Origin of the sequence: Phenylobacterium sp. CCH9-H3, from assembly GCF_001557235.1 — a bacterium.
GTDB lineage: Bacteria > Pseudomonadota > Alphaproteobacteria > Caulobacterales > Caulobacteraceae > Phenylobacterium.
In genome coordinates this window covers 19766-46379 of the sequence record NZ_LSJI01000171.1, presented here as the reverse complement: position 1 = coordinate 46379, position 26614 = coordinate 19766, and the positions used below count along the sequence as shown (strand labels likewise).

The following is a 26614-nucleotide window of genomic DNA, read 5'->3' as shown; positions in this document are numbered from 1 at the left end:
CGCGGGGCTTCGAATGACGGCGGCCGACAAGAAGGCTCAGGGCCTGCTCTTCGAGATCGTGCGCGACATCGGCGCCGAGGGTCTGCGGCCGGGCGACAGGCTGCCGTCGCAGGCCCACATGATGCGCCGCTACGGCGCCGGCGCGACGCCGCTGCGAGAGGCCCTGCGCATGCTGGAGCTGGCCGGCCTGCTCTCCGTGCGGCCCGGCCCTTCGGCCGGCGCCGTGATCGAGGCTGCGAACGCAGAGCACCTGGCGGCCCTGGTCGCGGCCTTCCTGGGCCTGGCGGGTGTCACCTACGGCCAGGTGCTGGACGCCTGGGCGGCGACCGAGCCGCTGTTGGCCGCCGCCGCCGCGGCCAATCCCGACCGCGAGCGCGTGCGGGCCGAACTTGCCGAGGCCGAGGCCGCGGCGGAGAGCGATGAGCCGGTGAGTCCCACCCACGCGATCGATTTCCACGACGCCGTGGCCCGCGCCGCCGGCAACCCAGCGCTGGGGCTGGTGGCGCAGGTGCTGTCGTATGTGGTCGCCGACCTCTACTGGGCCGCCACCGACGTCGCCGCGCCCGCGCGGCTGATCCGGCATGACCACCACGGCATCGCCGAGGCGATCCTGAACGGCGACGCTCAGGAGGCCTACCGTCGCATGGCCGACCATGCGCGGAACACGTCCGGCGGGATCCTGGAGCGCATCGGCCACGCGCGCGACGACCGCTTCATCCTGCCGCCGCGGCGTGTCGGCCGCGCGCCGTACCGCCAGCGCGCGCTGGCGCGCGGTGCCTACGTCCCGGCGGGCGCCAACGGCTCGGCGAAGTAGCCCAGCGCCAGGCGGCCGCCGTCGGCGAAGATCGTCTGGCCGGTCACGTACGACGCATCGTCACTGGCCAGGAACGCGACGATGGCGGCGATCTCCTCGGGCCGGCCCATGCGGCCCATCGGGATGCGCGAGAGCACCGCGTCCAGCGCCTTGCCGCCGCCCGTCACGGCCGCGACCATCGGCGTCTCCACCGGGCCGGGGCCCACGGCGTTCACGCGGACGCCGTAGGGCGCGAGCGACAGGGCGGTCATGGCCGTGAGCTGCTTCACCGCCGCCTTGGAGACCGCATAGGGGATCTGGTCGCCGCCGGCCATGATGGCGGCCACGGAGGCCAGGTTGACGATGGCGCCCGAGCGGCGGGGCGTCATCCGGCGGGCCGCCGCCTGCGTGGCGATGAGGCCGGCGCGCACGTTGATCGACATCACCCGCTCGAACTCGGCGGGGTCGAGGTCGACGAGCTTGGTCGCCCGGCCGATTACGCCGGCGTTGTTCACCAGGATGTCGAGCGGCCCCAATTCCCGGTCGGAGGCCTCGAAGAGGGCCTCGATCTGCGCCGCGTCGCCCACGTCGGTCACGGCGTGTGACAGGCCCAGCCGGTCGGCGACCTCGGCCACGCCCGGATCGATGTCGCTCATGAGGACGCGCGCGCCCTCGGCCCTGAGCCGCTCCGCGGTGGCCAATCCGATGCCGCGGGCCGCGCCGGTTACGATCGCGGCCCGTCCTTCCAGACGCCGTGGGGTCACGCTCGTTCCTCCCCGGGCTTTGCAGCCACTATTCTATATTCATGAGGATCATTATAATGAATACGCATGTCAATGCTGCCGGTCGTCTGAGGCGAGCGACTTTTTCGTGAGGAGATGGCGCTGCGCCGGTGTCTCATCGGCATGCAGGTCGGATTCCTCTTCAACCATGATCAGGTCCATCAGGTCGCGCACAGCCTGCCGATCGCCCTGGCGCTCGCGCGGGGCGCGCCGGACGTCGATGTCGTGGTGGCGACCACCAACGCCCGGCTCACCGCGGAGGTGGTCAGGCTGGGGGAAGGCCTGATCGGGCCGAGGATCCGCCTGGTCGAGCTGGGGTTGTGTCGATTGTCGAGCCGCCTGGCGGCGGCGAGCTTCGAAGCGATGATACCCGCCGCCAAGCTCCTGGTTTATCGCGACAACCTCGAGTTCTTCCGCAGCCTCGACCTGCTGGTGGTGGCCGAGAAGACGTCGCTGATCCTCAAGACGCGCTACGGGCTGAAGGATCTGCGGATCGTCCACACCCGCCACGGGGCCGGCGATCGCGCCATCGGCTTCGATCCCGCCAGCGCCGGGTTCGACTTCGTGCTCTGCGCGGGCCCGGCCCTGCGCCAGCGGCTCATCGCCGAGGCCGGCGTCCCGCCCGACCGGATCGCGGTCGTCGGCTATCCGAAGTTCGACGTCGCCGCGGGGATCGGCAGCGGCGTCCATCCGCTGGTCGAGGACGGCCGGCCGGTGGTGCTCTACAATCCCCACGTCTCGCCGCACCTGTCGTCATGGCGCACGGTCGGCCGCCAGGTGCTCGACTGGTTCGTGGAGCACGACGACCACCACCTGATCTTCGCGCCGCACGTCATGCTGTTCGAGCGGCCCCTGGTCCTCAGTATCGACAAGCTGCGGATCGATCGGCCGGGCCGCATCGACGACCGCTATCTGCGCGCGCCCAACATCCACATCGACCTGGGTAGCCGCGCGGCGACGACCATGGCCTACACCCGGCGGGCGGACGTCTATCTGGGCGACGTGTCGAGCCAGGTCTACGAGTTCCTGCTGCGACCGCGACCTTGCGTATTCCTCAACCCGCGGGCGCTGGCTTGGCGGCGCGATCCTTCCTTCGCCCACTGGCACGCCGGGCGGGTGATCGGCAGCGCTCGCGAGCTCGGACCGGCCCTGGCCGAGGCGGCGGACGACCACGAGCGGATCTATCGCCCTCGGCAGGTGGCGATGTTCGCCGAGCGGATCGAGCTGACCGACGAGCCCTCGTCGGCGCGTGCGGCGCGCGCCATCGCGAACTTCGCGGGCCTGCCCGCGCCGGGGCTCGCGGCGGCTCCTGGCGACGGGCGGCTGGCGGCCCATGCCTGAGGGCGAGGCGGGCGCGATGCGGGTCGCGTATGTGATCAACTCACTCGAAGGCGGCGGCGCAGCCCTTCCGGTGCCGGCCGTGACCCGAGTCATGCGCGACCACGGGGCCGACGTGACGGTGTATGCCCTGACACCCCGCGATCGACGGGCGCTCGCCCCAATGCTCGCGGCGGGCCTGCGGGTGGAGGTGCGCGAAGGGGCGGAGGCGGATCATCTGGCGGCCGGCTACTGGCTGGGCCGGCGGCTGAAAACGGATCCGCCGGACCTCATCTGGACCTCGCTCACCCGCGCGACCCTGATCGGCCAGCAAGTGGGCCGGTGGCTCGCCGTTCCGGTCGTGAGCTGGCAACACGCCGCCTACCTCAAGCCCGCTAACCGCATGCTGTTGCGCGCACTGCAGCGGCGCACGGCGCTGTGGGTGGCGGATTCCACGAGCGTCGGCCTCCTCACGGCGGAACGTCTCGGCGTGACGGCGGATCGCCTGATGGTCTGGCCGATCTTCGGCGCGAATCCCACAGCCGCGGCGGCGCAACCGTGGCGGCCGGGTGAGGTGGTCCGCATCGGATCGCTCGGCCGCCTGCATCCGTTGAAGGGATACGATGTCCTCATCGAGGCGGTCCGCCGGATGCGGGCGCTCGCGGCGCGGACGCCCTTCGAGGTGCTGATCGGCGGCGACGGCGCCGGGCGATCTGCGCTCGCCGCGCAGATCGCCGCGGCGGGGCTGGACAACGTCCGGCTGGCCGGCTTCGTCAGCCCGCCCGACGCCTTCCTGGCCGGTCTGCATCTGTACGTGCAGCCGTCGCGATCCGAGGGGCTCTGCGTCGCCGCGCACGAGGCCATGCAGGCCGGCCTGCCGGCGATCGTCTCCGGCGTGGGCGAGCTGCCGCACAGCGTCGTGGACGGGGTCACCGGTCGCGTCGTCCCGCCCGGCGACCCGACCGCCCTGGCGCTTGCATTGCGCGATCTGCTCGCCCGGCCCGAACAGTTGGTCGCCATGGGCCGGGCGGCCCGCGAGCGGACGCTGGAGCGCTATGGTCCCGAGGCGTTCGCCCGCGCCGGGGCGGCGGTGATGGCGCGCCTGCCTATCTCCGCCAGCGGCCGAGGCCCGCCCGACGTCGATCGTCAGTCCCGCGGGCGAGCGGTCGATCCGCTTGACGTCGATCAGCGTGAAGTCGCCGCACGCCGAAAGGGTATGTAGGCCCTCGCGGTAGGGTGCGGCGACGCCTGGCGAGATGATCGGCGGGCCGGCGTCGGCCTCGAACCGGTCCGGCGTCAGGACGTCGATCCGAAGCAGGCGAATCGCGTGGCCGTAGGTCGCGACACAGTCCTGGACCGGTAGCATCAGCTGGCCGTCGACCTCGAACGGCGTGCCGCCGGGCCGACTGCTGGCGCGCGAAATGCGGACGGGATTGCCCGGGTGCGGCCGCCAGGGGCCGGTCAGCGCCTCGGCCCAGGCAAGGTGCAGCCGACCCTGCTTCGCGGCCTGGGGGCCGGCCGGCGTATAGGCCAGCCACCACAGGCCGCCATGGCGGAAGGCCGTCGGATCGACAGCGGGCGTGTCGAGCTCGAAGCGGCGGACCGGCGTCCAGAGGTCGGGGAACCGCTCGGCCCGATAGAAGGTGACGGCGCCGGCGCGGTGGGCCTCGGGTGTCATCCAGACCGCGCCCTCGGCTTCGAACACATATGGATAGGAGAGATGCCAGGGCTCCTGCAGCACGGTCCGTCGCGTGACAACCTGCAAGGCCTCGTCCAGCTCCAGGAGGTCGATCACGCCATGGCGGGTTCGGTAGTCGTAGGCCTCGGCAAAGACGAACAGCCCGCCATCCCGCCGGATCCCAAACGGGTCGGCCAGGAACCTGAACGGGGGCTCTACCGGCAGCCAGTGGATCGGCAGTCGGGCCAGGCTGCCCGGCGCCGCGACCTCGCCGATCGGAGCGGCGACGACGCCGACTCGCCAGATGTCCATGCGGCGCGGCACGGCTCAGGCCGCCGCCTGGCCGGTCCGGCCACGGCCCGCCGCGCGGCGGATCCGATGTTCGACGTCATCCACCAGTGTGAAGACCACCGGCACCACGACAAGGCTGAGGAAGGTCGAGGTCAGCAGCCCGCCGATCACGGCCACCGCCATCGGCTGGCGGAAGCTGGCGTCGGCGCCGAGGCCGAGCGCGATCGGGGCCATGCCGGCGACCATGGCGACCGTCGTCATGAGGATCGGCCGCGCCCGCTTGCGGCAGGCGTCCAGCAGCGCCTCGCGGCGCGTCAGCCCGCGCTCCTTCATGCCCACGATCGCGTACTCGACCAGCAGGATCGAGTTCTTGGTGACGATGCCCATCAGCATGACGAGGCCGATCATGGCGGGCATGCTGAGCGCGCTGCCGCCCAGCAACAGCGCCACGAAGGCGCCGCCGGCCGCGAGCGGATGGCCGACAGGATCGTCACCGGCTGCAGGAAGTCTCCGAACAGCAGCACCAGCACGCAATAGATGCACAGCACGCCGGCGATCAGGGCCGTGACGAACCCCACGCCGAGTTCCTCGCCCATCTCCGCGCCGCCCGCCGGGACCAGCGCTACGCTGGCCGGCAGGGCGCGGATGGAGGGCAGGGCGTCCACCCGGGCCAGCGCCGCGCCCAGCGGCATGCCGTTGAGGTCCGCGGTGATCATGATGTTGCGCTTGCGGTCGTAGCGGTCGATCTGCGAAGGGCCGCTGGCCAGCGACAGTTCGGCCACGGCGCCGAGCGGTACGAGGCCGTCGCGGCCGGGGACCCGCAGGTTGGCGATGGCGTCGAGGTCGGCGCGCGCATCGTCCGAGATCCGCGTGCGGATGAAGACCTGGCGGCTGTCGAGGTTGAGGCGCGGGGTTTGGGCGTCGAAGTCGCCGCGGGTGGCGATCCGCACCGTCTCGCCGATCGCCTCGGCGGTGACGCCACGCTCCGCGGCGCGCTGGCGGTCGGGCCGGATGACGATCTCGGGCTGCTCCAGGCTGGCGGTCGAACTGATGTTCGACAGGCTGCCGACGCTCCGCAACTCACGCACCAGCTGCCGCACCGTCGCGTCCAACGCGAGAGGATCGTCACTTGCCAGGATCAGCTCCAGCCGCGTCGTCCCGCCGTCGCCGATGGCGAACCGCGCGCCGGGGACGGCTTTGAGCGCCTCGCGCGCCTGACCCTCGATCCGCGACTTCGACGGCCGCTCACCGCGGGGAGCCAGCAGCACCGTCAGCGACGCCGTCCGCGCGGCGCCCGCGTCCGAGGCGTCACCGTCCGCCTCGGCCTGGCCGACCGCCGTGAATATGTGCTCGACGCCGGGAATCGCTTTCAGCGCGACCCGAGCTTCCTCGGCGATCGTCGCCGTCGTCGCCAGCGCGGCGCCGGGCGGCAGTTCGAGCGAGACTTCCGTCAGGCTGCGGTCGTCGGGCGGCAGGAAGCCGACGGGAATCAGCGGCAGAAGCGCCAGGGACAGGACCAGGAAGGTCGTTGTCGCCGCCATGGTCGCCTTGCGATGCTCCAGGCACCAGCGGACGGCGCCGAGATAGCGGCCCATCATCCGCTCGTTCTCGGTCTCGGGCGCGACCGTGTCCTTGAGGAAGTAAGCGGCCATCATCGGCGTCAGCAGGCGCGCGACGAGCAGCGAGGCCAGCACCGCGATCACCGCCGTCCAGCCGAGCGGCCTGAAGATCAGGCCGGCGAAGCCCGGCATCATGGCCGTCGGCAGGAACACCGCCACCAGGCTCATGGTCGTGGCGATTACGGGTTTGGCGATCTCGGTGACCGCCTCTTCGGTCGCCGCGAGGATAGGCTTTCCCAGCCGCCGGTGCCGCTCGATGTTCTCCACCTCGACGATGGCGTCGTCGACCAGGATCCCGACCACCACGGCGAGCGCCAGCAAGGTCAGGGTGTTGAGCGTGAAGCCGAAGTACGCCATCGCCGCGAAGGTCGGCAGGATCGACAGCGGCAGGGCCGTGGCGACGATCACGGTCGCGCGCCAGTCGCGCAGGAACAGCCAGACGACGACGACGGCCAGGAACGCGCCCTCGTACAGCATGTCCATCGAGCCATGGTACTGCTCGACCGTATAGTCCACCGAACCGCCGACCTCCGTGAGCGTCAGGCCAGGCGTGCGCGCCTTCACCTGGTCGAGCGCCGCCTTCACGCCCTCGGCGACCTTCGTCTCGTCCGCCCCCCGGGCCCGGAACACGCGCAGGCCGATCACGGCCGTGCCGTCCAGGAAGGCGGCCTGGGTCCGGTCCGCGGCCGTGTCACGCACCGTCGCCACCTGGTCGAGGCGAACCTGGCGGCCACCGGCCAGCACGATCGGCAGCGCCGCCAGGTCGGACGCCTGAGCGGCGAGCGCGACCGTGCGCAGCGACTGTTCGGCCCCGCCCAGTCGCCCGCGGCCGCCGGACGATTGTTGCTGGACCTCACGTAGGGCGCGGGAGACGTCGCCGGCCGTGACGCCCGTGGCCGCGAGACGCGCTGGGTCGACGGTCACGCGCACCTCCCGCTGAACGCCGCCGACCCGCTCGACCCGGCCGACGCCAGGGGCCGAGCGGACGGCCTTCGTGAGGGTGTCGTCGACCAGCCATGAGAGCTCCGTCTCGCTGAGACGCGACGAGGCGACGGCATAGACCAGCACTGGCGCGGCGGCGAAGGTGGCGGCCTCCACCGTCGGCTGGAGCATGTCAGCCGGCAGGTCCGAACGGACGCCGTCCACGGCGTCCTTGGTCTGGATCAGCGCGTCGGACAGCGACTTCTGCAGGTCGAAAGCCGCCTCGATCCGCACGACCCCGTCGGTTATCGAGGTGCTGAGGTGGCGCATCCCGTCGACGGTGGCGAGCGCATCCTCGATCGGCCGCGCGATCTCGGTCTCCATCTGGGCGGGCGTCGCGCCGGGCAGGGTCGCGGCCACCGAAACCGTTGGGAAGGAAAGGTCGGGCAGATCCTGGATGGCCAGCAGGCCGAACGCCCGCAGACCCGCGAGCGTCAGCAGCGCAAAGAGCAGGATCGAGGGGATGGGATTGCGGATGGACCAGGAGGCGAAGTTCATCGGCGGGCCTCCGTCCTACCGGCTACCCGTACGGCGTCGCCATCGTCCAGGAAGCCCGCGCCGCGCTGGACTAGCCGTTCGCGGCCCGTCAGCCCGTTCAGGATCTCGACAGCCCCGCCGCTGCGGCGGCCGATAGTGACCACTCGCCGCCGCACGGTGGGCGGCGCCGAGGCGTCGTCCAGGACCATGACGTGGCTGCGCCCGTCGCGCAGCACCACGCAGTCGGCCGGTATCGTCAGCGCGGACGCGACTCCGGCGACAATGCGGCCCTCGGCGTACATGCCGGCTCTCGCCCGGCTGCCGGGAGCCAGGTCGGCATAGACGAGGGCGAGCCGTGACGCGCCGTCGAGGGACGGCGAAGTCTGCCGCACCATGGCCTCGGCGGCGCTCCCGTCAGGCAGCGCAAGCGAGATCGTCTGACCGATGGCGACGGACCGCAGCTGTGCGGCTGTGACTTCGCCGCGCCACTCCAGCCGGTTCCGGCGGATCATCCGGAACAGTTCCTGGCCTTCGGGCGCCACCGCGCCGAGGGTGGCGGTGCGCGCCGTGACGACGCCGTCGTCGGGCGCCAGGATCTCGGTGTAACGAAGCTCCAGCCGCTTGGCGGCCAGCAAGGCGGCCGCCTGCTTGGCCTCCGTGGCGGCCTGCAGCAGCTCCTGGTCGCTGATCGCGCCGTTGGCCTGCAGGCCGGCGGCGCGGTGCTGGTTGGCGACGGCCTGGTCGTGGCGGGCGAGCAGCTGGGCCTCCTCCGCACGCAGCAACGCGGGATTGAGACGCGCCAGAACCTGGCCCCGGCGCACGTGGTCGCCTACGTCCGCCCGGACTTCGACCAACTGGTAGCTGCCGATTTGCGCCCCGACGCTCGCCTCCTGCCAGGGCGCGATCGTCCCGGATGCGACCAGGGTCACCGGCCACGTGACGCGCTGCGGCGTCGCGGTCGTGACCGTCAGCACAGGGATGGGTTCAGCCGTCGCGGCGGGCGGCCTGGCGCCGACCTGCACAAGCAGGTAGCCGCCGGCGGCGGCCGCGAGCACCGCGACGCCGGCGATGATCCAGGCGCGCCGCGTCGGCCGGCCCGGCGCGCGGACGCGGTCCAGCGTCCGGGCGCGGTCGTTCTCGGCGATGGCCGTGGTCTCGCTCATGGGCGGCCCTCTTCGTGTTGGGAGCTCGGCGGCGCCGTCCAGGCGCCGCCGCTGCGCCGGACCAACGCCACCCAGGCGCGCGCCCGGTCGGCGGTGGCGGCGATGACGCTCTCCTGGGCGCGGTTGAACTGGCGGCGGGACTCCTCGAGCTCCACCTGGGCGATGGCGCCGGCCCGCCAGCGGGCGGAGTTGGCGTCCAGCGTCATGCGCGCCGACTCCAGCGCGGCCTGTGACGTGTCGGTCCGGTCGGCGGCGGATTGCTGGGCCGCCAGCCCGTCCTCGATGTCGCGGACCACGACGCGGACCACGCCGTCGAGCCGGGCGACCGCCTCACGGTAGCGTGCGTCCGCGCCGCGCACGTTCGCGGCGCCGGCCCCGCCGTCGAACAGGGGGCCGGTCAGACCTGCGCCGAGCGACCGGGTGAGGAAGCCGTCGGTCGCCCCCAGCGCCCGAATCCACTGCTGGCTGAACGCGGCGGTCAGATCGATGCGCGGCAGGCGATCGGCGCGCGCTTCGGCGATCTCGGACCACCGCGCGGCCGCCTCGCGCTCTGCGCTCAAGACGGCCGGATGGCGGATCAGCACAGCGGCGGGGACCTGCGGCGTGAAGGCGGGAGGGCTGGGCAGGGACCCGGCGCTCGCGCCCTGCGCAGCCGCGGCGCGGATCGCAGCGCCGTCCTCCCCGGTCAGCGCCACAAGGGCGTCCACCAGGCGGCGGCAGGCCTCCTCCTGGGCGATCCGGTCCGTCTGTGCAGTGGCCAGGTTGCTGGCGGCGGTGGCGACCGCGACCGGCGCGATGCCGCCCAGCGCAAGGCGCGCGCGGGTGACCTGCAGTTCGGTCCGCCGCGAGGCGATATCCCGGTCGCGAAGGTCAAGGGTGAGGTGGCAGGCCCGGAGCGCCAGCGTCGTGTCGGCGATATCGCCGATCAGCGCCAGCCGGACGGCCTCGGCGTCTGCGGTGGACGCCGTCACGCGGCTCTCCGCAGCGGCCCGGCCTTCGCGGACCCGGCCCCACGGGTCAAGCTCCCACGACAGGCTGGCCCCGATCCCGGCGCTCGTCTGATCCGCCGCGGCTTGCCCGGGAGCTGCGCCGTCGCGTGACCGTTGGGCGCTGCCGGTCGCGGCCACGGCGGGAAGGCGCCGGGCGTGCTGGACAACCCGCGCGGCGCGCGCCTGGTCCACACGCGCGGCGGCCTCCGCGAGCGTGGGGCTGTCGGCCAGGCCTGCCGCGACCAGATGGTCGACCGCGGGATCGCCGAGCTGCGTCCACCAGCGATCGTCCAGCGGGATCGCAGGCGTCGCCGCGACGGCGTTGTCCCATGCGTTGGCGACGTCCAGGGGCGGGCGCTTGTAGGGCGGCTGGAGCGCGCAGGCGCTCAGCAGCAGAAGAGGCGCCAGCGCGATGCTGGCGGCAGGTTTTGCGAAGGGCAAAGGCGGCTCGTCGAAACGTCGGGAAGGGGCCGGCGCCATCGCACCGGCCGGCGGCCTCAGCGCTTTGGCGCTTCATGCGTTTCGTCTGGCGCAACTTCGGCGGGTCGCCCTGCGCCGGCGATCGTCGGGGAGTAGAGTCCCGTCGCGGCGCCCATCGCCATCTTGCCGACGAAGCGTGTGACGTTCCGGCGCGGGCCGTAGCGGGCGCATGGATCGGGGTCGGCGATCTTCTTCTTCTGGGCCTTCTTGTCGCCGCCAGCCTTGACCGCGAAGGTCTTGGCGACCGCGTCGCCAAACGGCTCGGCCATCTGCAGCGCATCCCCGACCGGCGAGAGCGAGGCGTCGCTGCGGCTGATGACCTCGGCGTTGTACGACCAGGTCAGCGCCGCCGCCTGCTGGCCGTCCGGCGTCAGCAGCTCGGACTCCGCGGAAAGGCCGCCCGTCGTCATCGGGGCGCGGATGCTGACGAATGGCATGGGGATGGGATTGAAGAAGTCCGCGGCGGCGGTGGCGGCCGAACCGGCCCGACTGGTGGGATCGATGCCCACGATCGCGGTGCGGATCCGCCCGGCGCCGGGCTCGGGGGCGATGGCAAGGTCGAAGTGCTTGCTGAGCTCGAAGCAGATCTGGCGGTCGACCTCGCTTTGCACCATCGCCTGCTGATCCGGCTTGATCGGGCTGTCGGCCCGGAGGCGGAGGACGGAAGGTTCGATGTAGACGCGAGTGATCGCGCCGCTGAGCGCGTCGTCGCGCCGCTTCGCGGAGGTTTTTCGGGCGCCCTCCTGGTCGCTCAGGCCAGCATAGCTGGACAGGAAGCCCGAATGGGCGGCGGGCGTGGACTGGCATGCGGCGACGCTCGCCGCCAGCCCCGCCATCATGAAGACCTGCGCTGCGGAGGCGGCGGCGCGTGTGCGCCCGCGGCGTGCAACGGAAGGCAGGTTCATAGGTGGGTCTCCGTAGTGAGGCGCGCCCCCGCCCTCGACCCTGAGACACCACCGGGCCGCAGGACCCTCACCAGAAAGTCTTCCGTCGTGCGTGCGGTCAGAACCGCGTGTCGAGCCCGAACCGGATCGTCCGGGGGCGCAGCGGCGTCACCTGGTTTCGATCCGCCAGTCCGAAGGGGTTGCCGAACGCGAAGGTGTTGCCACGAGCGTCGCCGACGTTGGCCACGTCGAGCGAGACGGCGAAGCGCCCGAAGTCGATCCGGGCGCCAGCGCCGCCCACGAAGTAGTCGCCTTGCGCGACGTCGTAGCTCGAACCCATCGCCAGGAACGACTTGCCGACGTAGCGCAGGTTGGCGTGGGCCGTCAGGACCGCGCCGCCGCCCAGTTCCCGCCGCCAGGCGACCTCACCCCGCACGCCGTCGCGCGGGATGTTGGGCAGGGTATGCTTGCCGGTCGTCACCAGCTCCGGCGGCGCATCGAAGAGGTAGGTGTCGTTGAGGAAGGCCGAGGCCGCCAGGCGAAGGTCCGGCGTGGGCCGCCACGTCGCCTCGATATCGGCGCCATAGATCCGGCCGCTGCCGATGTTGTCGGTATAGGGGAGGCCGGAGTCGTCCACGAGATCGGCCTGGATGTGATCCCAGTCGACGAAGAACAGCGCGAGGCGTCCGGACAGCCGGCTCCGCTGCGGGTTGCGCCAGCGGAGGCCGATTTCAAGCTGGCCCAGGTCGTCGGCCTTGAACTCCTCGCCCGTGTCACTGGAGCCGGCGGGTGCGACCGCGAAGCCGCCTGCGCGGAACCCCAGCTGGTACTGCGCGAACGCCGACAGGGAGGGGCGGATGCGCCAGTTCACGCCGACCATGGGGGTGAGCCGCACCTGCCCGTTGTACTCGTCCTCCAGTTCCTCGTCGGCGTCGAGCAGACGGCCCGTGGTCCCGGCGCCGGTCAGCCGCCCCCCCCGCCGTCGCCGTCAGGCGCGATCCGATCCGCCGCGACACCTGGCCGAAGACCGCGACCTCGATCTGTCGATTGAGCACGCCGGCGATCTGCTCGGGCGCGTCCGGCGGCCCGAGCGTCCGCGTGAGGCGGTTGACGCTGTAGACGCCGGCCAGGCCGGCCACCCACGGCGTGCGCGTATCCCCGCCCGAGAGCCGCGTCTCATGCGACACGAGCAGGATGTCGTTACTCTCCTGGAACCGGCGCGGCGCGCCGTCCGCGCCGGTCGCATCGAAGACGGTGGCCAGATCGTGCTCCACCACCGACGTGGTGCTCAACAGTTCGCCGCTCCAGGCCGCCCGCCGGGCGGTGAGGTGTCCCAGCCGGTACTCGCTGCGGAACGGCTGGGCCAGCGTGCTGGCGCGGGTCAGCGGCGGGGCGCCGCGCAGGGTGTACTGCCCGTCGTCGCTGCTCACATTCTGCAGAACGCCGCCGACGTCGACCTGCCAGCCGTCCAGGTCGTCGATCCGCCAGGCCAGGCGGCCGCCTACGCTTCGCCCCGCATTGATGTCCCGCAGGTCCCGTGACGGGTCGTCGATGTAGCCGGCGTCGCGGGTCCCATAGATGACGAGCCGCGCCGCCGAGCGCCCGCCGGCCAGCGGCAGGTTGAGCATCGCCGCCGCGTCGCGCCCGATCCCCCCGAGATGGGTCGTGCTCACGCCGGCCGAGGCGGTCGCGGAAATGGCCGTGGTCTCCGGCGCGTTCGGCACGAGGCGCACGATGCCGCCCAGGGAGCTTGCGCCGTAAAGTGTCCCTTGCGGCCCCGCCAGCACCTCGACGCGGGCGAGGTCGTAGAGGTTCAGGTCCGGATCCGGCGCGCTGTAGTTCAGGCGCACGTCGCCCAGGTACTGTCCGACTGTCGCCGGGCTGGGGCCGTTAAAGCTGCTGTCCGACACGCCGCGGACGTAGAGCTTGTTCCGCCCGCGCCCGAGGTTGGTCGCGCTCAGCGTCGGGAGGGTCTCGGTGATCGCCGCGGTGCCCTGGCGGGCGTCGCGGGCCAACCGGTCGGCCGCGAAATCGATGATCGTCGCCGATCCCGGATAGCGGTCGAGCAGCATGGTCTGCTTGCTGGCCGTGACCACGATCTCGCCGAGGTCCGCCGGCGCGGCCGGGCCCGGGGGCGGCGGCGGGCGGGTCGGGGGAGCAGGGGGTGGCTTGCGCACGATCCGCGCGGTGGCCGCGTCATAGAAGACGGCTTCTGCGCCGGTGCCCTGCAGCGCCTGGGCCAGGGCCTCGCGCACCGACATCTCGCCCCGCACGCCGGGCGAGCGCCGCGAGGCGAGCTCGACGTCGGTCACGGCGATGGTGATCCGCGCCTGCACGCCCAGGGCCGCGACGACCTCACCCACTGACCCGGGCGGAATCCGGAACGCCGCCGCATGGGCCGCCGGCGCAACGCCACACGCGACGGCGACCGTGGCGACCGCCCACCTACGGGCCGGCACGTTCGACCGGTTCCATCCGCCAGCGGCCCTCGGCTGTCTTGGCCAGGCGGACGTTGAGCGCGGGCTCCAGGCGCTTCAACTGGCTGGGATCGTTGCCATTCAGCGTGATTGCGCCCGAGAACGGCCGGCCGGCGATCGCCGGCGCGACGGCGATCCGCACGCCGAGCGCCCGCGACAGGTCGGCCGCCACCTGGGTCAGCGGCGCGGCGGCGTACACCAACGACCCCTCCGCCCAGGTCCCGACGACCTGCGGCGCCACATCGGTCACGAGCCGCTGGCCGTCCCGCTCGGCCAGCTGCTGGCCGGCGTCCAGGGGCGCGACCTTGCGCCCAGCGTCGTAGATCACCTTGCCCTCGGCCACCGCCACGCGGACCTCGCCGTCCGCGTGGACGACGTTGAAGATCGTGCCCGCGTCTTCGACGATCCGGCCGCCCACCGTCAGCCGGAACGGCTTGGCCGCGTCGTGCCGGACATGGAACAGCGCCTCGCCGCCGCTCAGCGCCGCGAAGCGGGGATTGCGTCGGTCGAAGGTCATGCGCGTGCCGCCGTTGAGCGTCACCCGCGTGCCGGGATCCAGTTGGACCACCTGCCGCTCGCCCGGTGGCGTGACGACCTCGTAGCGGCTGGGCGCCAGCTGGGGCGCCACGACGACGGCCGCGGCGGCCGCCGCCGCTACCGCGCCGCCCGCCAGCCACCAGCGCCGGGTGGGCCGTCGCGGCGCCTGGGAGGCGCCGGCGTCGTTGGCGGCCTCCGCGATGGTGACGTGCGGCAACAGCGGCTCCAGGGCCAGATCCGTCTGTTCGATCGCATCGTAGGCCTGAGCGTGCCGCTCGTCCGCCGTCAGCCACTCGGCGAACGCCTCCCAGGTCGCGTCGTCGCCATCGCGCAGGCGGACGTGCCACTCGATGGCGCGTGCTTCGATGTTGCGGTCGCCGTCAGCGCGCATGGCGGAATATCCCGGCCGTTGGACGCCGCGCGGTTGCGCGATCCTCATCCAGCCGCAGCTTCACGTCGGAAATCGCCTGATAGGCCTTGGCGAGATGCTTCTCCACCGCGCTGACGCTGATCCCCATCTCATCGGCGATCAAGCGTTGCGGCTCGCCGTCGATGCGGAAGCGCCGGAAGATCTTCCGCGTCCGTTCGGGCAACTCGTCCAGCACCCGCTGTAGGATGGCCAACTGCTGGCGGGCGATGAGTTCGGTCTCCGCCGACGGCTTCTGGTCGGCCTCGCCGCCGTCCGCGCCCTGGGCGCTCAGCCAGTCCTCCTCCCGACGCACCCGGCGGCCCGCTGTGCGGCGCGCCACGAGGAAGTGGTTGTTTGTCATCCGGTAGAGGTAGGCCCGTGGCTGGTCCACCGGCCCGATGGCATCGGCCAGCAGCTTCACCTGAACATCCTGCAGGACGTCTTCCGCTTCGTCGGCGCCGGCGCCGCGAGACGCCAGATAGCGGAGCAGCGCGGGGCGCATCTCGGCGAAGAGGGCGAGGAGTCCGCCGGTGGGCACGTCAGGCCTGCGGGATATGGTGAGCACGGCGAGGGACGCCGGGTCCCCCGGGGTCGCCCCGGGCCGGCGGCTCAGGTTTCCGATCGAATTGCGCCCGCAATGCGGCTGCTCCGGCTCCATCTTCGCGCGTCTATGCGGCAGCTCGTCCCGACCGTCATCGAAATAGTGCTGGCTCGGGGACTGGGACATCGGCGCGTAGGATTTCACCGGGACGACGCCATCGGCGCGACGCGGCGCTCTAGCCCGCGCCGCACGTCATCGAACGTCTCGTAAGGCACGAAGGGCCGGGCGCTCGCGCGGGCCAGCGCCGCCAGCTCGCCGCTGGCGAAGAGGAGGTCCGCATGGCGCGCCACGCAGGCGTCGGAACGCGCGTGGCCAACGTAGACGGTCACAGGCCAGCGCGGTTGGGACCGGAAGCCGGCGATCGCGCATTTGCAGACGCCGGCCCTGGCGGGGCAGTCGCCCCGGCCGAAGGGGCTCTCGAGGGTAGACCCCACGCGCCGGCGGGCGAAGACCGGCAGGTGGCCGAAGCGGTGCCGATCCAGCAGGGCCTGGACGATGTGCTCCGGCTCCTCGCTGACGAGACTGAGGGCGACCGGCCAGGCGGCGCAGGCGTGGAGGAAGTCGATGAAGGCGGGCGCGAGGTCGAAGCAGATTTCCCGCGGCGGGCGGAGCTCCGACGTACGTCGGCCTTCCCCGTTCGCGGACACCGCCCCGGGCCGCACGATCGCTCCGTTGATGGCGATCGCTCCGTCGATATTGCAGATGATATGCATGGCGCTCCCGGCGGCAGGCAGGCCCCCGCCACTGAGATGCCGCGCCTCGTCGCGTTCCTCACCAGGTCGCGCCGCCTTAGGCGCCCGCACCCGCCGGCGGCTGCCGGGCGCTCGAGGCCGAGACCAGCATGGCCAGCGCCAGGACGATGAGGGCGGCGTCGACGATCCAGGCGACCGGGTCGGCGATCCGTCCCCACCAGTTGGCGACGTGCGCCGTACCCAGCAGACCCAGGAGGCCGCCGCCCGCGAGGCGGAGGTTGCGCGAGAGGGCCTCGGGCGGGAAGGCGAGGGCGGCGAGCAGCGCGGCGCCGGTGGCTGCGCCCCACGCCGCCAGCGGCGAGACGCCGGCCAGCATCGAGGCGAGGGCGGCGGCCGGGTAGGCGATGGGCTGGCTCCAGGCCGTCGCGATCCAGACCCGCTCCCAGCGCGGTGCGGGCCGGCCTTTGGCGCGGCGGCGGGCCAGCCAGATGGCGACGCCGCTAGCGGTGACGACGGTGATGCCGGCGCCCAGGAGCACGTAAGCCACCTTCACGGCCCAGCCGCCGAACCAGCCGAAGTGCAGCTGGTTGGTGATCTGCAGGATGGCCGCGCCGAGCGTCCCTCGGGCGGGATCCTGGTTCGCCGACGGCTCGCCGCGGCGGTCGAAGGTGTGGTTCTCACCCCGGGCCAGTTCGCGCGGCCGGCTGGCGACGATCAGGATCGCCGCGCCCTGCTCGCCGGGGTGCTCTAGACCGACGAAGGTGGGTGTCGCGCCGGGCGCGACGCGGGCCAGGTTCGCGAAGGCCGTGGCGATGTCGGGCATCGGCGCCGGCCGCGGGTCGTCGATGGGCTCGGGGGGCAGGAAGAGGGCGTAGGCCTTTTCGGTGTCGCCCTTGAAGACGATCAGGGCCAGGACGCCGACGATGACGGTGGTCAAGCCCAGGAACGCCCCGGTGAGCGAGATCATGATGTGGAAGGGCAAGCCCCACACGCCGATCCGATTGTGCAGGTCCGCTTCCTGCAGCCGCTTGGAGCCGCCCCAGCGGAGATGGAACGCGTCCTTGAAGATGCGCGGATGGGCGAGGACCCCCGAGATCAGCGAGGACAGCAGCGCCACGCCCGTGAGGCCGACCACGAAGATCCCCCAGGTCTGCGGCAGGTGCAGGTTGATGTGCAGGCGGGACATGAACTCGGACCACGGGGTCCCGGCGTCGCCGAGATAGCGACCGCCGGCGCCGGCGAGCACCCGCGGGTCCTCGCCCTCCTCCTTGTCCACATAGACCGACAGGCGCGGCGAGGACGGCGAAGGCAGGGTCATGAAGAGGTGCTCGGCCTTGCCGTGTGCGGCGACGATCTCGTCGGCCGCGCGGGCGACCTCGGCGCCGGTGAGCGAGACGACCGGCGTCACGTCGGGCCGCTCCCAGCGATGGAACTCGTCGACGAGGACCGCGACGGAGCCCGAGAAGCAGACGAGATATATGAGGGCCGCGAAGGCCAGGCCCAGCGCCGAGTGGCCGGCCAGGACCGCGCGCACGAAGCCGCTCGGGATCTTTGGCCAGATGGGGCGGCCGGCGGTCATAAGGCGCCTTTCATGGCCGAGGCGCCGAAGGTCACGACGGCCACGCCGACGAGCACCGCGGTGGCGCGCAGGATCTTGTCGTCGGCGAGGGTCCAGGCCATGGCGCCGCCCCAGAGGAACGGCGCCATCAGGCCGCCGATCACCATGCGGGTCTGCGGCGCGCCGGGCGCCCAGACGGCGATGAGGAGGCCGACGCCGAGGGCAGCGACACCCCCGATGGGACCGGCCAGGAAACCGCGCAGCCAGCCGCGCCAGGCCTTCGACGCCCGCTCCGAAGGCTCGAGCGCAAGCTCGCGCGGCGGCTTGCGTCGGGCGTCGCGGATCTGGACGGTCGCGGCGATCAGGCCCAGGGCCGCCAGCGGCATGATGGCCAGGGCGATGGCGGGGCCCAGGGCCGGGCCGAGCGCGGGGCCGGCGAGCACGATCGCGGCGATGACCAGGGCCCAGCCGCCGGCGATGAGCCAGGGGCGGACGGCGTCCCGCCGCCTCCAGGCCTGCTGCAGCAGAAGCGCCCCGCCGAGGCCCGCGGCGACCAGGACGGCGGCCATTACGGAGGATTGCGCCAGCGTCACCACCGCGCCTCCAGGCTGACGCCAATCACCCGCGGATCGCCGATGATAGCGCGGTCGGCGGACACGTTGTTGTACTGGAAGTACTCTTCGTCGAAGAGATTGCGGCCGAACACCGCCACTTCCCAGGCGTCATAGGCGTAGGCGAGCTTGGCGTTCACGACGATCCGGGACTTGATCGCGTAGAGCGCCTGGTTGGCGCCCGTGTCGGCGAAGGCGTTGTCGCGATAGTTGGCGTTGACGTTGGCCGAGACGCCGTTGTCCCAGTGATAGTTCGCCCCGACCGCCCAGGTCCAGTGCGGGGCGTAGGCGAACTCCGTGCCGGCCAGATCGAGGGTGGCCGAGCCGGTGTCGATCTCGAAATCGTCGAACTCGGTGCGGCTGTAGCCCAGCGAGGCGTAGGCGTCGAAGTTCGACGTCGGACGGTACTGGCTCTCGATCTCGAACCCATAGAGGTGAGAACGGCCGGCATTCTCGGTCTGGTAGTCGTAGAGGTTGAGACCCAGGTTCACGTTCACCTGCTGGTCGGTCCACTTCACGTAGTAGGCGTTGGCGTTGAAGACGAGCGTGTCGTCCAGCCACTCCGAGCGCAGAGCCAGTTCGTAGTTCCAGGTGTACTCGGGGTCGTATGGCACGACCGACGAGCGGGCGATGTTCACGCTCGAGCCGCCCGAGCGATACCCGCGCTGGACGACGAAGCTCAGCGAGGCGTCACCGTTGAAGTCGTACTTCAGGCCGACTTTGGGCAGGAAGGCGTTGAAGGTCCGCTTGGAGGGCGGAGCCGTGCCGCCGGCCTGCGCCACGAAGAGGCCGACGACCTGGTTCAGGCCGCCGATAACGGGGGCAAGGGTGGCGCCGAACGCGGCCGGGTTCGGATAGGTCCCTGCGAAGGCGGCGGTCTGGGTGTTGAACTGGTCGTTGGTCTCGCGGTCGTAGCGGAAGCCGGCCATCAGCGAGAGCTGCGGCGTGATCTGGAACCGGCCGTCGGCGAAGAGGGCGTAGGTGGTCACCGTCTCGTCGGTCGCGGCGTCATAGTCGACCGAGATGTTGGGCAATGCCCCCGCGTAGATCGCCGCGATCGACTGGGCCGTGACGGCCGGCAGGCCGAAGGGCGCGCCCTGGAGCACGGCCGCCAAGGTGGAGACCGGGGTCGGGACGTTGGTGACGCTGGCGGTGGCGTAGTCGCGCTTGCGCTTGGCGTAGTAGCCGCCGACCAGCCCGCTCAGCCGCTCGCCGGCGTAGTTCACCCGGACCTCCTGCGAGAAGGTGCGGTCGTACTCGTCCTGGAAGCCGTACGAGATGTTGGCCGGCTCGTTGTCGCCGTCGTAGGTGCGCTGGGTGTCCACGCGGCTCCACGACGTCACCGCGGTCAGGGTCAGGCGCTGGCCGAGCCTGTAGTCGTTCTCCAGCGCGACGATGTCGGTCTTGCCCTTGCTGGTGTTGGGCGTGTCGCCGTTCGACAGGCGATCATAGGGATCGGGGATGTCGGTGCGGCCGTAGGTGAAGATGTAGCCGCCGTCGCGCTCGTCGTGGGTCCAGACCAAGCGCGAGCGCAGGCCAGGGATGGCATCGGGCGTCAGCAGCAGCTTGCCGCGGAAGGTGGTGGCGTCCAGCGGCGCCTCGTCGGCCTGGCGGGTGGTGTTGTAGATGAAGCCGTCGGACTTGCGGTCCTCCACCGACAGGCGGAAGGCGAGCTGATCCGCGATGATGGCCCCGCCGCCAGCCGCCGAGACGATCCGCTCGTCGGCGTCGGTCAGCTGGACGCGTGCGCGCCCGGTCCACTGGAAGGTCGGGTCCTGGGTGCGGATGACGATGGCGCCGGCCAGGGCGTTGCGGCCCTGCAGCGTCGATTGCGGCCCGCGCAACACCTCGACCTGGGCGACGTCCCACATATCGATGGGCGCGACGTTGAGGTGGCGCTCCGGCAGCGGCGGGCCGTCGACGTAGACGGTGGCGAGGGCGCCCGAGCCCCCTCCGGACACGCCGGTGCTGTTGATCCCCCGGATCGTGAAGCCGGAAGGGCCGTAGGTCTGCGAAACGTTGGCGGTGCGGTCGAGAACGTCGAACAGGCCGACGATCTTCTCCTCGTCGATGCGCCTGGCCGTGATCACGGCGACGCTGGCGGGCGTATCCTGCAGGCTGCGGCCGGCCTTCTCACCGGTGACGACCACCTCCTCCAGCGGGGGCGGCGCGTCCGCGACGGCTGCTCCGTCCGCCGCCAGGGCCGCGGCCGGAAGGGCGATGGCGAACAGGCTGACCGCCCCGAACAGTGAACTGCGCAACAGAACCCCCTATTTGCGAACCATTCGCAGGTGCTCTATTTGCATTTGCGAGTCAATCGCAATGGATCGCTTTTGTCGCGCGCGGCGAAGGTTGGACGGTCAGGGGTGTTTGCCCGTTTGGCGCTTCAGCGGGGGCAGATTTGTCTCAGCTGCAGCGCCGCCGTCCGGAGTCTGTCGTTCTGTTCAATGTCATTGCGGCGGCCGAGAAGCACGGCGGCGCAGAGCGCCGCTTGGAGCGCGGTCCAGGCGCTGGGGAACGCCTTCCCGGTACGTGCGTCAGGGCCGAACGCCCGGTGTCTCGATCGGGAGGCCGCGAGCCCGGGACATGAGGTAGAGTTCGAGATCGACGAACTCTGCCGACCCGTAGTCGAACGGCTCCGCCCGCACGCCGATCATGCAGTTGCGGAAGCGCCGCTGCAGCGAGCCCACGGTCTGCCACTCGAGCCGGTATAGCGGATAGGCAGTCGGATGCGCCTGCGGGACAAGGCTGCCGCTGAGGCGCTTCCCGGCCAGCGCGTCGTGACAGGCGGCGCAGGAGAGGTCGAGCTGCCCGAGGCGCCGTTCGTAAAGGCGGCGTCCGTTCTCGATATGCGGCGTAAGCCGCGGGTCGCCCGGCGGCGCGATCGGCAGGCCGCGGGACTGGTGGGCGACATAGGCGGTCAAGGCCAGAAGCTCCTCGCTCTCGGCCGGCAGCGGCGCGGCGCCCTGCTTCTCCTGCCGGCAGCCGTTGACGCGTCCCTGCAGGTCCACCGGCCGCTTCCGGCGCGGATCGAAGGCGGGATATCGCGTCGCCACGCCGCGCATGCTCCTCGCCGCGTCGCCGTGGCAAGACGCGCAGGACTGCCCGGACGGTCCGTCGGTCGCCGCCCAGAGCCGCTTGCCGTCCTCGACCCACAGCATTCCGGGGTTGGCGGTGTCGTCCGCCTGCATCGCCCGGGTCTCCGGTGAGATGAAGTCGAGGCCGGACCGCGGCCCGTCGGCCCTCTCCTGGGCCGCGAGGGCGACCGCGCCGCAGAAGCCGACCGCCGCCAGGCCCACGACGAGAGGAGCGCCCGCCCGCATCAGCCCACGGCGATCTCGGCCGTGGCCGTTTCGGTCACGCCCTTGTCGTCGGTCCAGGAGAAGGTGAGCACACCGCTGCGGGTCGCCACGGTGGTGAAGGCGACGAAGGGATTCGCCGATACCGCCGGGTAGAAGTCGGCCGCGAAGACCTCGGCGCCGTCGTAGACGCAGGCGAAGCGCCGGATGATGTGGCGCGGTCGCGGCCGCCCCTGGGCGTCCTGCCGATAGCCGGTCTCCATCGGGTGGGCGATCATGGCCTTGATCTCGATCACCTCACCCGGCCGCGCGGTCTTGGGGACGTTGACGAGCGTGCGGGCCATCACAGCTCCTCGATGCAGGCGGCGAGGGTCACGATCACGTTGGCTTCCGCCGACCAGAAGCTTCCGTCGCTGAGCTCGGCGACGGCGGCGATGGCCTGGCTGGTGGCCAGGCGGACGCGGGTGGAAACGTGGGCGCGTCCTGCCCGGGGACCCAGGTGGAACACGGCCATGTCCGGCTGGGGGTTCTTGTCGTTGAAAAGGGCGATGCGGCGGACGTGGTCGGCCGCCGTCATGGGGCTGTCGACCCGGACCGTGACGCCCACGGCGTTGCCGTTCTCGACCAGCGGCGGAACCTCCAGGCGCACGCGCCCAGGCTGGATGCGGGCGCCGTCGGCGAAGCGGCGCATCACCGCGTGGAGCGGCTCGCGCGCCAGGGCGGCGCCGGGCAGCAGCATGACCGCCACACCGCCCGTCGCGAGGACGAGCGCGGCGCGGCGGTCGACGCGGCCGTCGGCAGGCGACAGGCGGCCCATCGCTCAGGACCTCAGGGTGACGAGATAGGCGACCACGTCCTCGATCTCCTCGGCGCTCAGCACCGGCCGGCCGCGCCAGGCCGGTCCGACACGCTGCAGCCCATCGACCCGATAGTAGGCCGGCATCAGGCTCGCGGGATTCAACGCCTTCATGTCGACGATGCGCAAGCGGAGCTGGCCTTCGGTGAGCCGTGCGCCGGCGCCGCGCAGATCGGGCGCAAGGTCGCCCTGCAGATGCGCGTCCGGGAACGGGCCCGTATGGCACAGCAGGCAGAGCCCGCGCCGCCGATCGCCGACGATTTCGCGGCCCCGCTCGGGATCGCCCGGCCGGCCGGTGAGGCTGGCGGGGATGGCGTCGCCGCGCACCTCGAAGCGCTGCAGCGGCTCGGCGCCCGAGGCCGGGCCGGCCAGCAGGGCGAGCGCCAGGGCGCCGGCCGCCCGCGTCATCCGAACACCTCGGAGGTGATCGTCCGGAACCAGCCCTCCGCGTAGCTCGCCTCCAGGGCGCGGACCTCCCTGGGCGCGTCCAGGGGGCTGACGCCGCCGGAGCCCGGGACCTCGGCGAGCAGGCCACCCCGCGGTTCGTACACCCCGGCGATCGAAATCCCGTAGTCGGGCGCGACCAGGCTGTAGCAGGTGTTGATGAGCTTCGGGGTCGCCGGCGCGGCGCCTGCCAGCAGGGCCACGATCGCGCTGGCGCAAACCTTGGCCTGGGCGTTGGCGGTGAAGGCCGATTTGGGCATGGCGCCTCCGATCGCGGCATCGCCGATCACGTGGACGCCAGGCTGCAGCGGGGACTCGAAGGTGACCGGGTCGACCGGACACCAGCCGGTGGCGTCGGCCACGCCGGCGGCCTGGGCGATGGCCCCGGCGCGCTGCGGCGGGATGACATTGGCCACCGCGGCGCGATGCTCCCCGAACTCCGTCCGCAGTGTCCGGGTGGATGTGTCCACCGCCGTGACACGTCCGCCGAACGAGAGGGAGACCCACTCGATCATGCCGGGGTAGAGCTCCCGCCAGGCCGCCTCGAACAGCCGCTGCTTCGAGAAGTTGTCCTTGGCGTCGAGCAGCAACAGCTTGGAGCGTGGCTTGCGGGTCTTCAGGTAGTGGGCGACCAGGCTCGCCCGCTCGTAGGGTCCGGGCGGGCAACGGAAGGGATTGGCCGGGATCGCCATGACGAAGAGGCCGCCGTCGTCCATGGCCTCCAGCTGCCGGCGCAGCAGCAGGGTCTGCTCGCCGGCCTTCCAGGCGTGTGGCAGGACCTCGGCCGCGGCTGCGTCGTATCCGGGCAGGGCCGTGAAATCGAGGTCGACGCCGGGGGCGATCACCAGGCGGTCGTAGGCGATGTCGGATCCGTCGGCGAGGCGGACCCGCCGGCGCGTCGGATCGACAGCCACCGCGGCCTGGCGCGCAATCCGCACGCCTGCGCCTTCGATCCCGCCGTACGCGAAGCTCTGAGCCTCCAGCGGCCGCAAACCCGCGACCACCCCGTTGCTAAGGGGACAGGCCAGGAAGCGGGCGTTCGGCTCCACGATGGTGACGGTGAGCCGGGGGGCCTCGGTCTTGAGCGCGCGGGCGCAGGTCGCCCCCGCAAAGCCGCCGCCGACGACCACGACGCGTCCCCCTGCTTGGGCGGCGGCGCGTCCCGAGGACAGTGTCGCGGCGCCGGCCGCCAAGCCGGCGAGGACGCGCCTACGGCTGGGCACGGCGCGCCCTGCCGGGTTGCGCCGCGAACCAGTCGGCGATCGCCCGGGCCTCGGCGTCGCTGAAGCCCTTGGCGATGCGGCCCATCACCGTGGCGGTCCGCCCCCCCGCGCGGAACGCGGCCATGGCCGCGACCAGCTCCGCGGCGGGACGGCCGTCGAGCGCTGCCACCACCCCTCCGCCGCCGTGGCAGCCGGTGCACGAGCTGGCGCCGGCGGGCGCGGCCGCGACGGCGGGGGAAGTCGCCGCCATGGCCAGGACGCAGACGCCGGCCCGCACGGCTGCCCTCATGTCGCGAGCTGATCGCGTAGCGGCAGGCGGCGGATGCGCTTGCCCGTCGCGGCGAACACGGCATTGAGCACCGCGGGCGCGGCCACCGCGATGGTGGGCTCGCCGACACCGCCCCAGAAACCCCCCGAAGGCATGGGGATCGTTTCCACGGCCGGCATCTCGGCCATCAGCATGACGCGATAGGTGTCGAAGTTCTCTTGCTCGACGCGGCCGCCCTTGATCGTGCACTCGCCGTGCAGCGCCGCCGAGAGGCCGTAGACGAACGAGCCCTCCACCTGCCGCGCCACCTGTTCCGGATTGACCACATGGCCGGGATCGGTGGCGGCCACGATGCGGTGGATCTTGAGCTGACCGTCGGTCACCGACACCTCGGCGGCAGCGGCCACATAGCTGCCGAATCCCATGATCTGGGCCAGGCCGCGGTGGCGGCCCTTGGGCGCCGGCCTGTCCCAGTCGATGCCGCGGGCCACCGCATCCAGCACCGCCAGGTGCTTGGGCCGGCCGGCCATCAGCTGCCGGCGGAACGCCAGCGGGTCCTGCCCCGCCGCATGGGCGAGCTCGTCGATGAAGCACTCAAGGTAGAAGGCGTTCTGGTTCAGGTTCACGCCACGCCAGAAGCCCGGGGGGACGGCAGGATTGCGCATGGCGTGATCGATCAGGAGATTGTCGATGCCGTAGCCGATCGACCCTTCCGGGCTGGAGACGGTGAGCCCCTGGAAGATGATGGGATCCTTCCCCTGGGCCATGCCTTCCGGGCGGACCGCCGCCAGGATCGACTGTCCGGAAATCCGCATGTGCAACCCGGTCACGCGCCCCTGCGCATCCAGCGCGCCGGTGAACTTGCATTGGGTTGTCGGATGATACTGGCCGTGGAGCATATCCTCCTCGCGCGACCAGATCAGCTTGATCGGCGTGCCCGGGAACTCCTTGGCCAGCGCCACGGCCTGGTGGATGTAGTCCTGGAAGTTGCCGCGCCGGCCGAAGCCGCCGCCGAGATGCAGCTTGTAGACCTCGCACTTCTCGATCGGCAGGCCCGAGGCCTCCGCCGTGGCCGCGAGACTGGCCTCGCCGTTCTGGGTCGGCACCCACACCTCGCACCGGTCCGGCGTGTAGCGGGCCGTGGCGTTCATCGGCTCCATCGTGGCGTGGTGCTGGTAGGGATAGGCGTACGTCGCCGTCACCACCTTGGCCGCCTTGCCGAGCGCGCCCGCCACATCCCCGGCCCGGGTGTCGACGAAGGCCTCCTTCGCGTCCAGCCCCTCGGTCAGCATCGCCGTGATCGCAGCGGTGTCGAGGGCGCCGTTCGGCCCCTCGTCCCAGGTGATGGGCAGGGCGTCGAGCGCCGACTTCGCCCGCCACCAGGTGTCGGCGACCACCGCGACGGCGTTCTCGCCGACGGCCACGACCCGCCGCACGCCGGGACGACCCGACACCGCGCTGGCGTCGAAGCGCGCGAGCTTGCCGCCGAACACCGGACAGGCCTTGACCGCCGCATTGAGCATCCCCGGGAGCACCACGTCGACGCCATAGACCTGCTTGCCGGTGAGCTTGTCGGCCGTGTCCAGACGCGGCAGCGGTTTGCCGGCGATCGTCCAGTCCTTCGGGTCCTTCAGCACCACGTCGGCGGGCGGCGTCATCTTCGCCGCGGCCACGGCCACCTTGCCGAAGGTGGTGGTGCGGCCGCTGGGCCGATGGGTGATCACGCTCTTGGCGGCGCGGCATTCGGCCGCTGGCGCGCCCCACTGCTGCGCCGCGGCGGCGATCAGCATCTCGCGCGCCGTCGCACCGCCCTTGCGGACGTATTCGTGTGACTCGCGCACGCCGCGGCTGCCGCCGGTCGAGAAGTTGCCCCACACGCGCTTGCGGGCGAGGTTCTGCCCGGGCGTCGGGTACTCGGTGGTCACCTTCGACCAGTCGCACTCCAGTTCCTCGGCGACGAGCTGGGCGAGGCCGGTGAGCGTGCCTTGCCCCATCTCGGACCGGGCGATGCGGATCACCACGGTGTCGTCGGGCTTGATCACGACCCAGGCGTTGACCTCAGGCGCCGCGGCGCCTTGGGCGGCCGCCTGGCCGAAGGGGATGTGGAAGCCCAGGGAGAGGCCGCCGACGGCGGCGGAGCCGACGACGAAGCCGCGGCGGGACACGAGCGTGCGGGCGGTCATGC

22 protein-coding genes and 1 pseudogene are annotated in these 26614 nt (G+C 71.9%); 3 read left to right on the top strand and 20 right to left on the bottom strand.

What is annotated here, in order from left to right; all coding sequences use genetic code 11:
• Positions 1–13: 13 nt before the first annotated feature.
• Positions 14–814: a FadR/GntR family transcriptional regulator gene (locus AX721_RS15215; RefSeq protein ID WP_068876831.1), complete on the top strand. Its 801-nt coding sequence runs from the start codon at positions 14–16 to the stop codon at positions 812–814.
• On the opposite strand, the gene AX721_RS15210 is transcribed toward AX721_RS15215, so the two are convergent.
• Positions 778–1557: an SDR family NAD(P)-dependent oxidoreductase gene (locus AX721_RS15210; RefSeq protein ID WP_068876830.1), complete on the bottom strand. Its 780-nt coding sequence runs from the start codon at positions 1555–1557 to the stop codon at positions 778–780. The genes AX721_RS15215 and AX721_RS15210 overlap by 37 nt on opposite strands.
• Before the next feature lie 114 nt (positions 1558–1671).
• Here AX721_RS15210 and AX721_RS15205 point away from each other — a divergent pair, with 114 nt between their 5' ends.
• Together AX721_RS15205 and AX721_RS15200 are read left to right on the top strand one after the other, a co-directional pair.
• On the top strand, positions 1672–2916 hold the full coding sequence (locus tag AX721_RS15205) for a hypothetical protein (RefSeq protein WP_231733400.1): 1245 nt from the start codon (positions 1672–1674) through the stop codon (positions 2914–2916).
• Positions 2909–4114, top strand: coding sequence for a glycosyltransferase (locus AX721_RS15200; protein WP_231733401.1), 1206 nt, complete (start codon positions 2909–2911; stop codon positions 4112–4114). Before AX721_RS15205 ends, AX721_RS15200 begins: the two co-directional genes overlap by 8 nt.
• 783 nt (positions 4115–4897) lie before the next feature.
• Here the strand turns inward: AX721_RS15200 and AX721_RS15195 are convergent.
• The 19 genes and pseudogenes from AX721_RS15195 to AX721_RS15105 form a co-directional block, all read right to left on the bottom strand.
• Positions 4898–7959, bottom strand: a pseudogene (locus AX721_RS15195) (efflux RND transporter permease subunit).
• Complete coding sequence (locus AX721_RS15190) at positions 7956–9101, bottom strand: efflux RND transporter periplasmic adaptor subunit (RefSeq protein WP_082765709.1); 1146 nt, start codon at positions 9099–9101, stop codon at positions 7956–7958. The pseudogene AX721_RS15195 and the gene AX721_RS15190 overlap by 4 nt, the downstream one beginning before the upstream one ends.
• Positions 9098–10531 carry an efflux transporter outer membrane subunit gene (locus tag AX721_RS15185; protein ID WP_068879332.1) on the bottom strand — a complete coding sequence of 478 codons (1434 nt, stop codon included), beginning with the start codon at positions 10529–10531 and terminating at the stop codon, positions 9098–9100. Before AX721_RS15185 ends, AX721_RS15190 begins: the two co-directional genes overlap by 4 nt.
• Positions 10532–10587: 56 nt before the next feature.
• Positions 10588–11475 carry a DUF3313 family protein gene (locus AX721_RS15180; protein WP_068876828.1) on the bottom strand — a complete coding sequence of 296 codons (888 nt, stop codon included), beginning with the start codon at positions 11473–11475 and terminating at the stop codon, positions 10588–10590.
• Between the two features lie 97 nt (positions 11476–11572).
• Positions 11573–12334, bottom strand: a complete 762-nt coding sequence (locus AX721_RS15175) for a TonB-dependent receptor domain-containing protein (RefSeq protein WP_068876827.1) — start codon at positions 12332–12334, stop codon at positions 11573–11575.
• Positions 12228–13913, bottom strand: coding sequence for a TonB-dependent receptor (locus AX721_RS15170; protein WP_156467184.1), 1686 nt, complete (start codon positions 13911–13913; stop codon positions 12228–12230). Before AX721_RS15170 ends, AX721_RS15175 begins: the two co-directional genes overlap by 107 nt.
• Positions 13900–14859 carry a FecR domain-containing protein gene (locus AX721_RS15165; RefSeq protein WP_068876825.1) on the bottom strand — a complete coding sequence of 320 codons (960 nt, stop codon included), beginning with the start codon at positions 14857–14859 and terminating at the stop codon, positions 13900–13902. The genes AX721_RS15170 and AX721_RS15165 overlap by 14 nt, the downstream gene beginning before the upstream one ends.
• The gene (locus AX721_RS15160) at positions 14849–15622 is read right to left on the bottom strand and encodes an RNA polymerase sigma factor (RefSeq protein WP_197422595.1); all 774 of its coding nucleotides are present in this window, start codon (positions 15620–15622) and stop codon (positions 14849–14851) included. Before AX721_RS15160 ends, AX721_RS15165 begins: the two co-directional genes overlap by 11 nt.
• A complete protein-coding gene (locus AX721_RS15155) occupies positions 15619–16191 on the bottom strand; it encodes a hypothetical protein (protein ID WP_068876824.1) in 573 nt (190 codons plus the stop codon). The genes AX721_RS15160 and AX721_RS15155 overlap by 4 nt, the downstream gene beginning before the upstream one ends.
• A gap of 76 nt (positions 16192–16267) precedes the next feature.
• Positions 16268–17749: a PepSY domain-containing protein gene (locus AX721_RS15150; protein ID WP_068876823.1), complete on the bottom strand. Its 1482-nt coding sequence runs from the start codon at positions 17747–17749 to the stop codon at positions 16268–16270.
• On the bottom strand, positions 17746–18321 hold the full coding sequence (locus AX721_RS15145) for a hypothetical protein (protein WP_231733349.1): 576 nt from the start codon (positions 18319–18321) through the stop codon (positions 17746–17748). The genes AX721_RS15150 and AX721_RS15145 overlap by 4 nt, the downstream gene beginning before the upstream one ends.
• The gene (locus AX721_RS15140; RefSeq protein ID WP_068876821.1) at positions 18318–20600 is read right to left on the bottom strand and encodes a TonB-dependent receptor; all 2283 of its coding nucleotides are present in this window, start codon (positions 20598–20600) and stop codon (positions 18318–18320) included. The genes AX721_RS15145 and AX721_RS15140 overlap by 4 nt, the downstream gene beginning before the upstream one ends.
• A 276-nt stretch (positions 20601–20876) precedes the next feature.
• Positions 20877–21662, bottom strand: a complete 786-nt coding sequence (gene soxA, locus AX721_RS15135; protein ID WP_082765593.1) for a sulfur oxidation c-type cytochrome SoxA — start codon at positions 21660–21662, stop codon at positions 20877–20879.
• Positions 21662–21982, bottom strand: coding sequence for a thiosulfate oxidation carrier complex protein SoxZ (soxZ, locus tag AX721_RS15130; RefSeq protein ID WP_068876820.1), 321 nt, complete (start codon positions 21980–21982; stop codon positions 21662–21664). The genes soxA and soxZ overlap by 1 nt, the downstream gene beginning before the upstream one ends.
• The gene (locus tag AX721_RS15125; protein WP_068876819.1) at positions 21982–22455 is read right to left on the bottom strand and encodes a SoxY-related AACIE arm protein; all 474 of its coding nucleotides are present in this window, start codon (positions 22453–22455) and stop codon (positions 21982–21984) included. The genes soxZ and AX721_RS15125 overlap by 1 nt, the downstream gene beginning before the upstream one ends.
• Before the next feature lie 3 nt (positions 22456–22458).
• The gene (gene soxX / locus AX721_RS15120) at positions 22459–22902 is read right to left on the bottom strand and encodes a sulfur oxidation c-type cytochrome SoxX (protein ID WP_068876818.1); all 444 of its coding nucleotides are present in this window, start codon (positions 22900–22902) and stop codon (positions 22459–22461) included.
• Positions 22899–24161: an NAD(P)/FAD-dependent oxidoreductase gene (locus AX721_RS15115; protein ID WP_068876817.1), complete on the bottom strand. Its 1263-nt coding sequence runs from the start codon at positions 24159–24161 to the stop codon at positions 22899–22901. The genes soxX and AX721_RS15115 overlap by 4 nt, the downstream gene beginning before the upstream one ends.
• The gene (locus AX721_RS15110) at positions 24148–24450 is read right to left on the bottom strand and encodes a c-type cytochrome (RefSeq protein ID WP_068876816.1); all 303 of its coding nucleotides are present in this window, start codon (positions 24448–24450) and stop codon (positions 24148–24150) included. Before AX721_RS15110 ends, AX721_RS15115 begins: the two co-directional genes overlap by 14 nt.
• Positions 24447–26612, bottom strand: a complete 2166-nt coding sequence (locus tag AX721_RS15105; protein WP_068876815.1) for a molybdopterin cofactor-binding domain-containing protein — start codon at positions 26610–26612, stop codon at positions 24447–24449. The genes AX721_RS15110 and AX721_RS15105 overlap by 4 nt, the downstream gene beginning before the upstream one ends.
• Between the last annotated feature and the right edge of the window lie 2 nt (positions 26613–26614).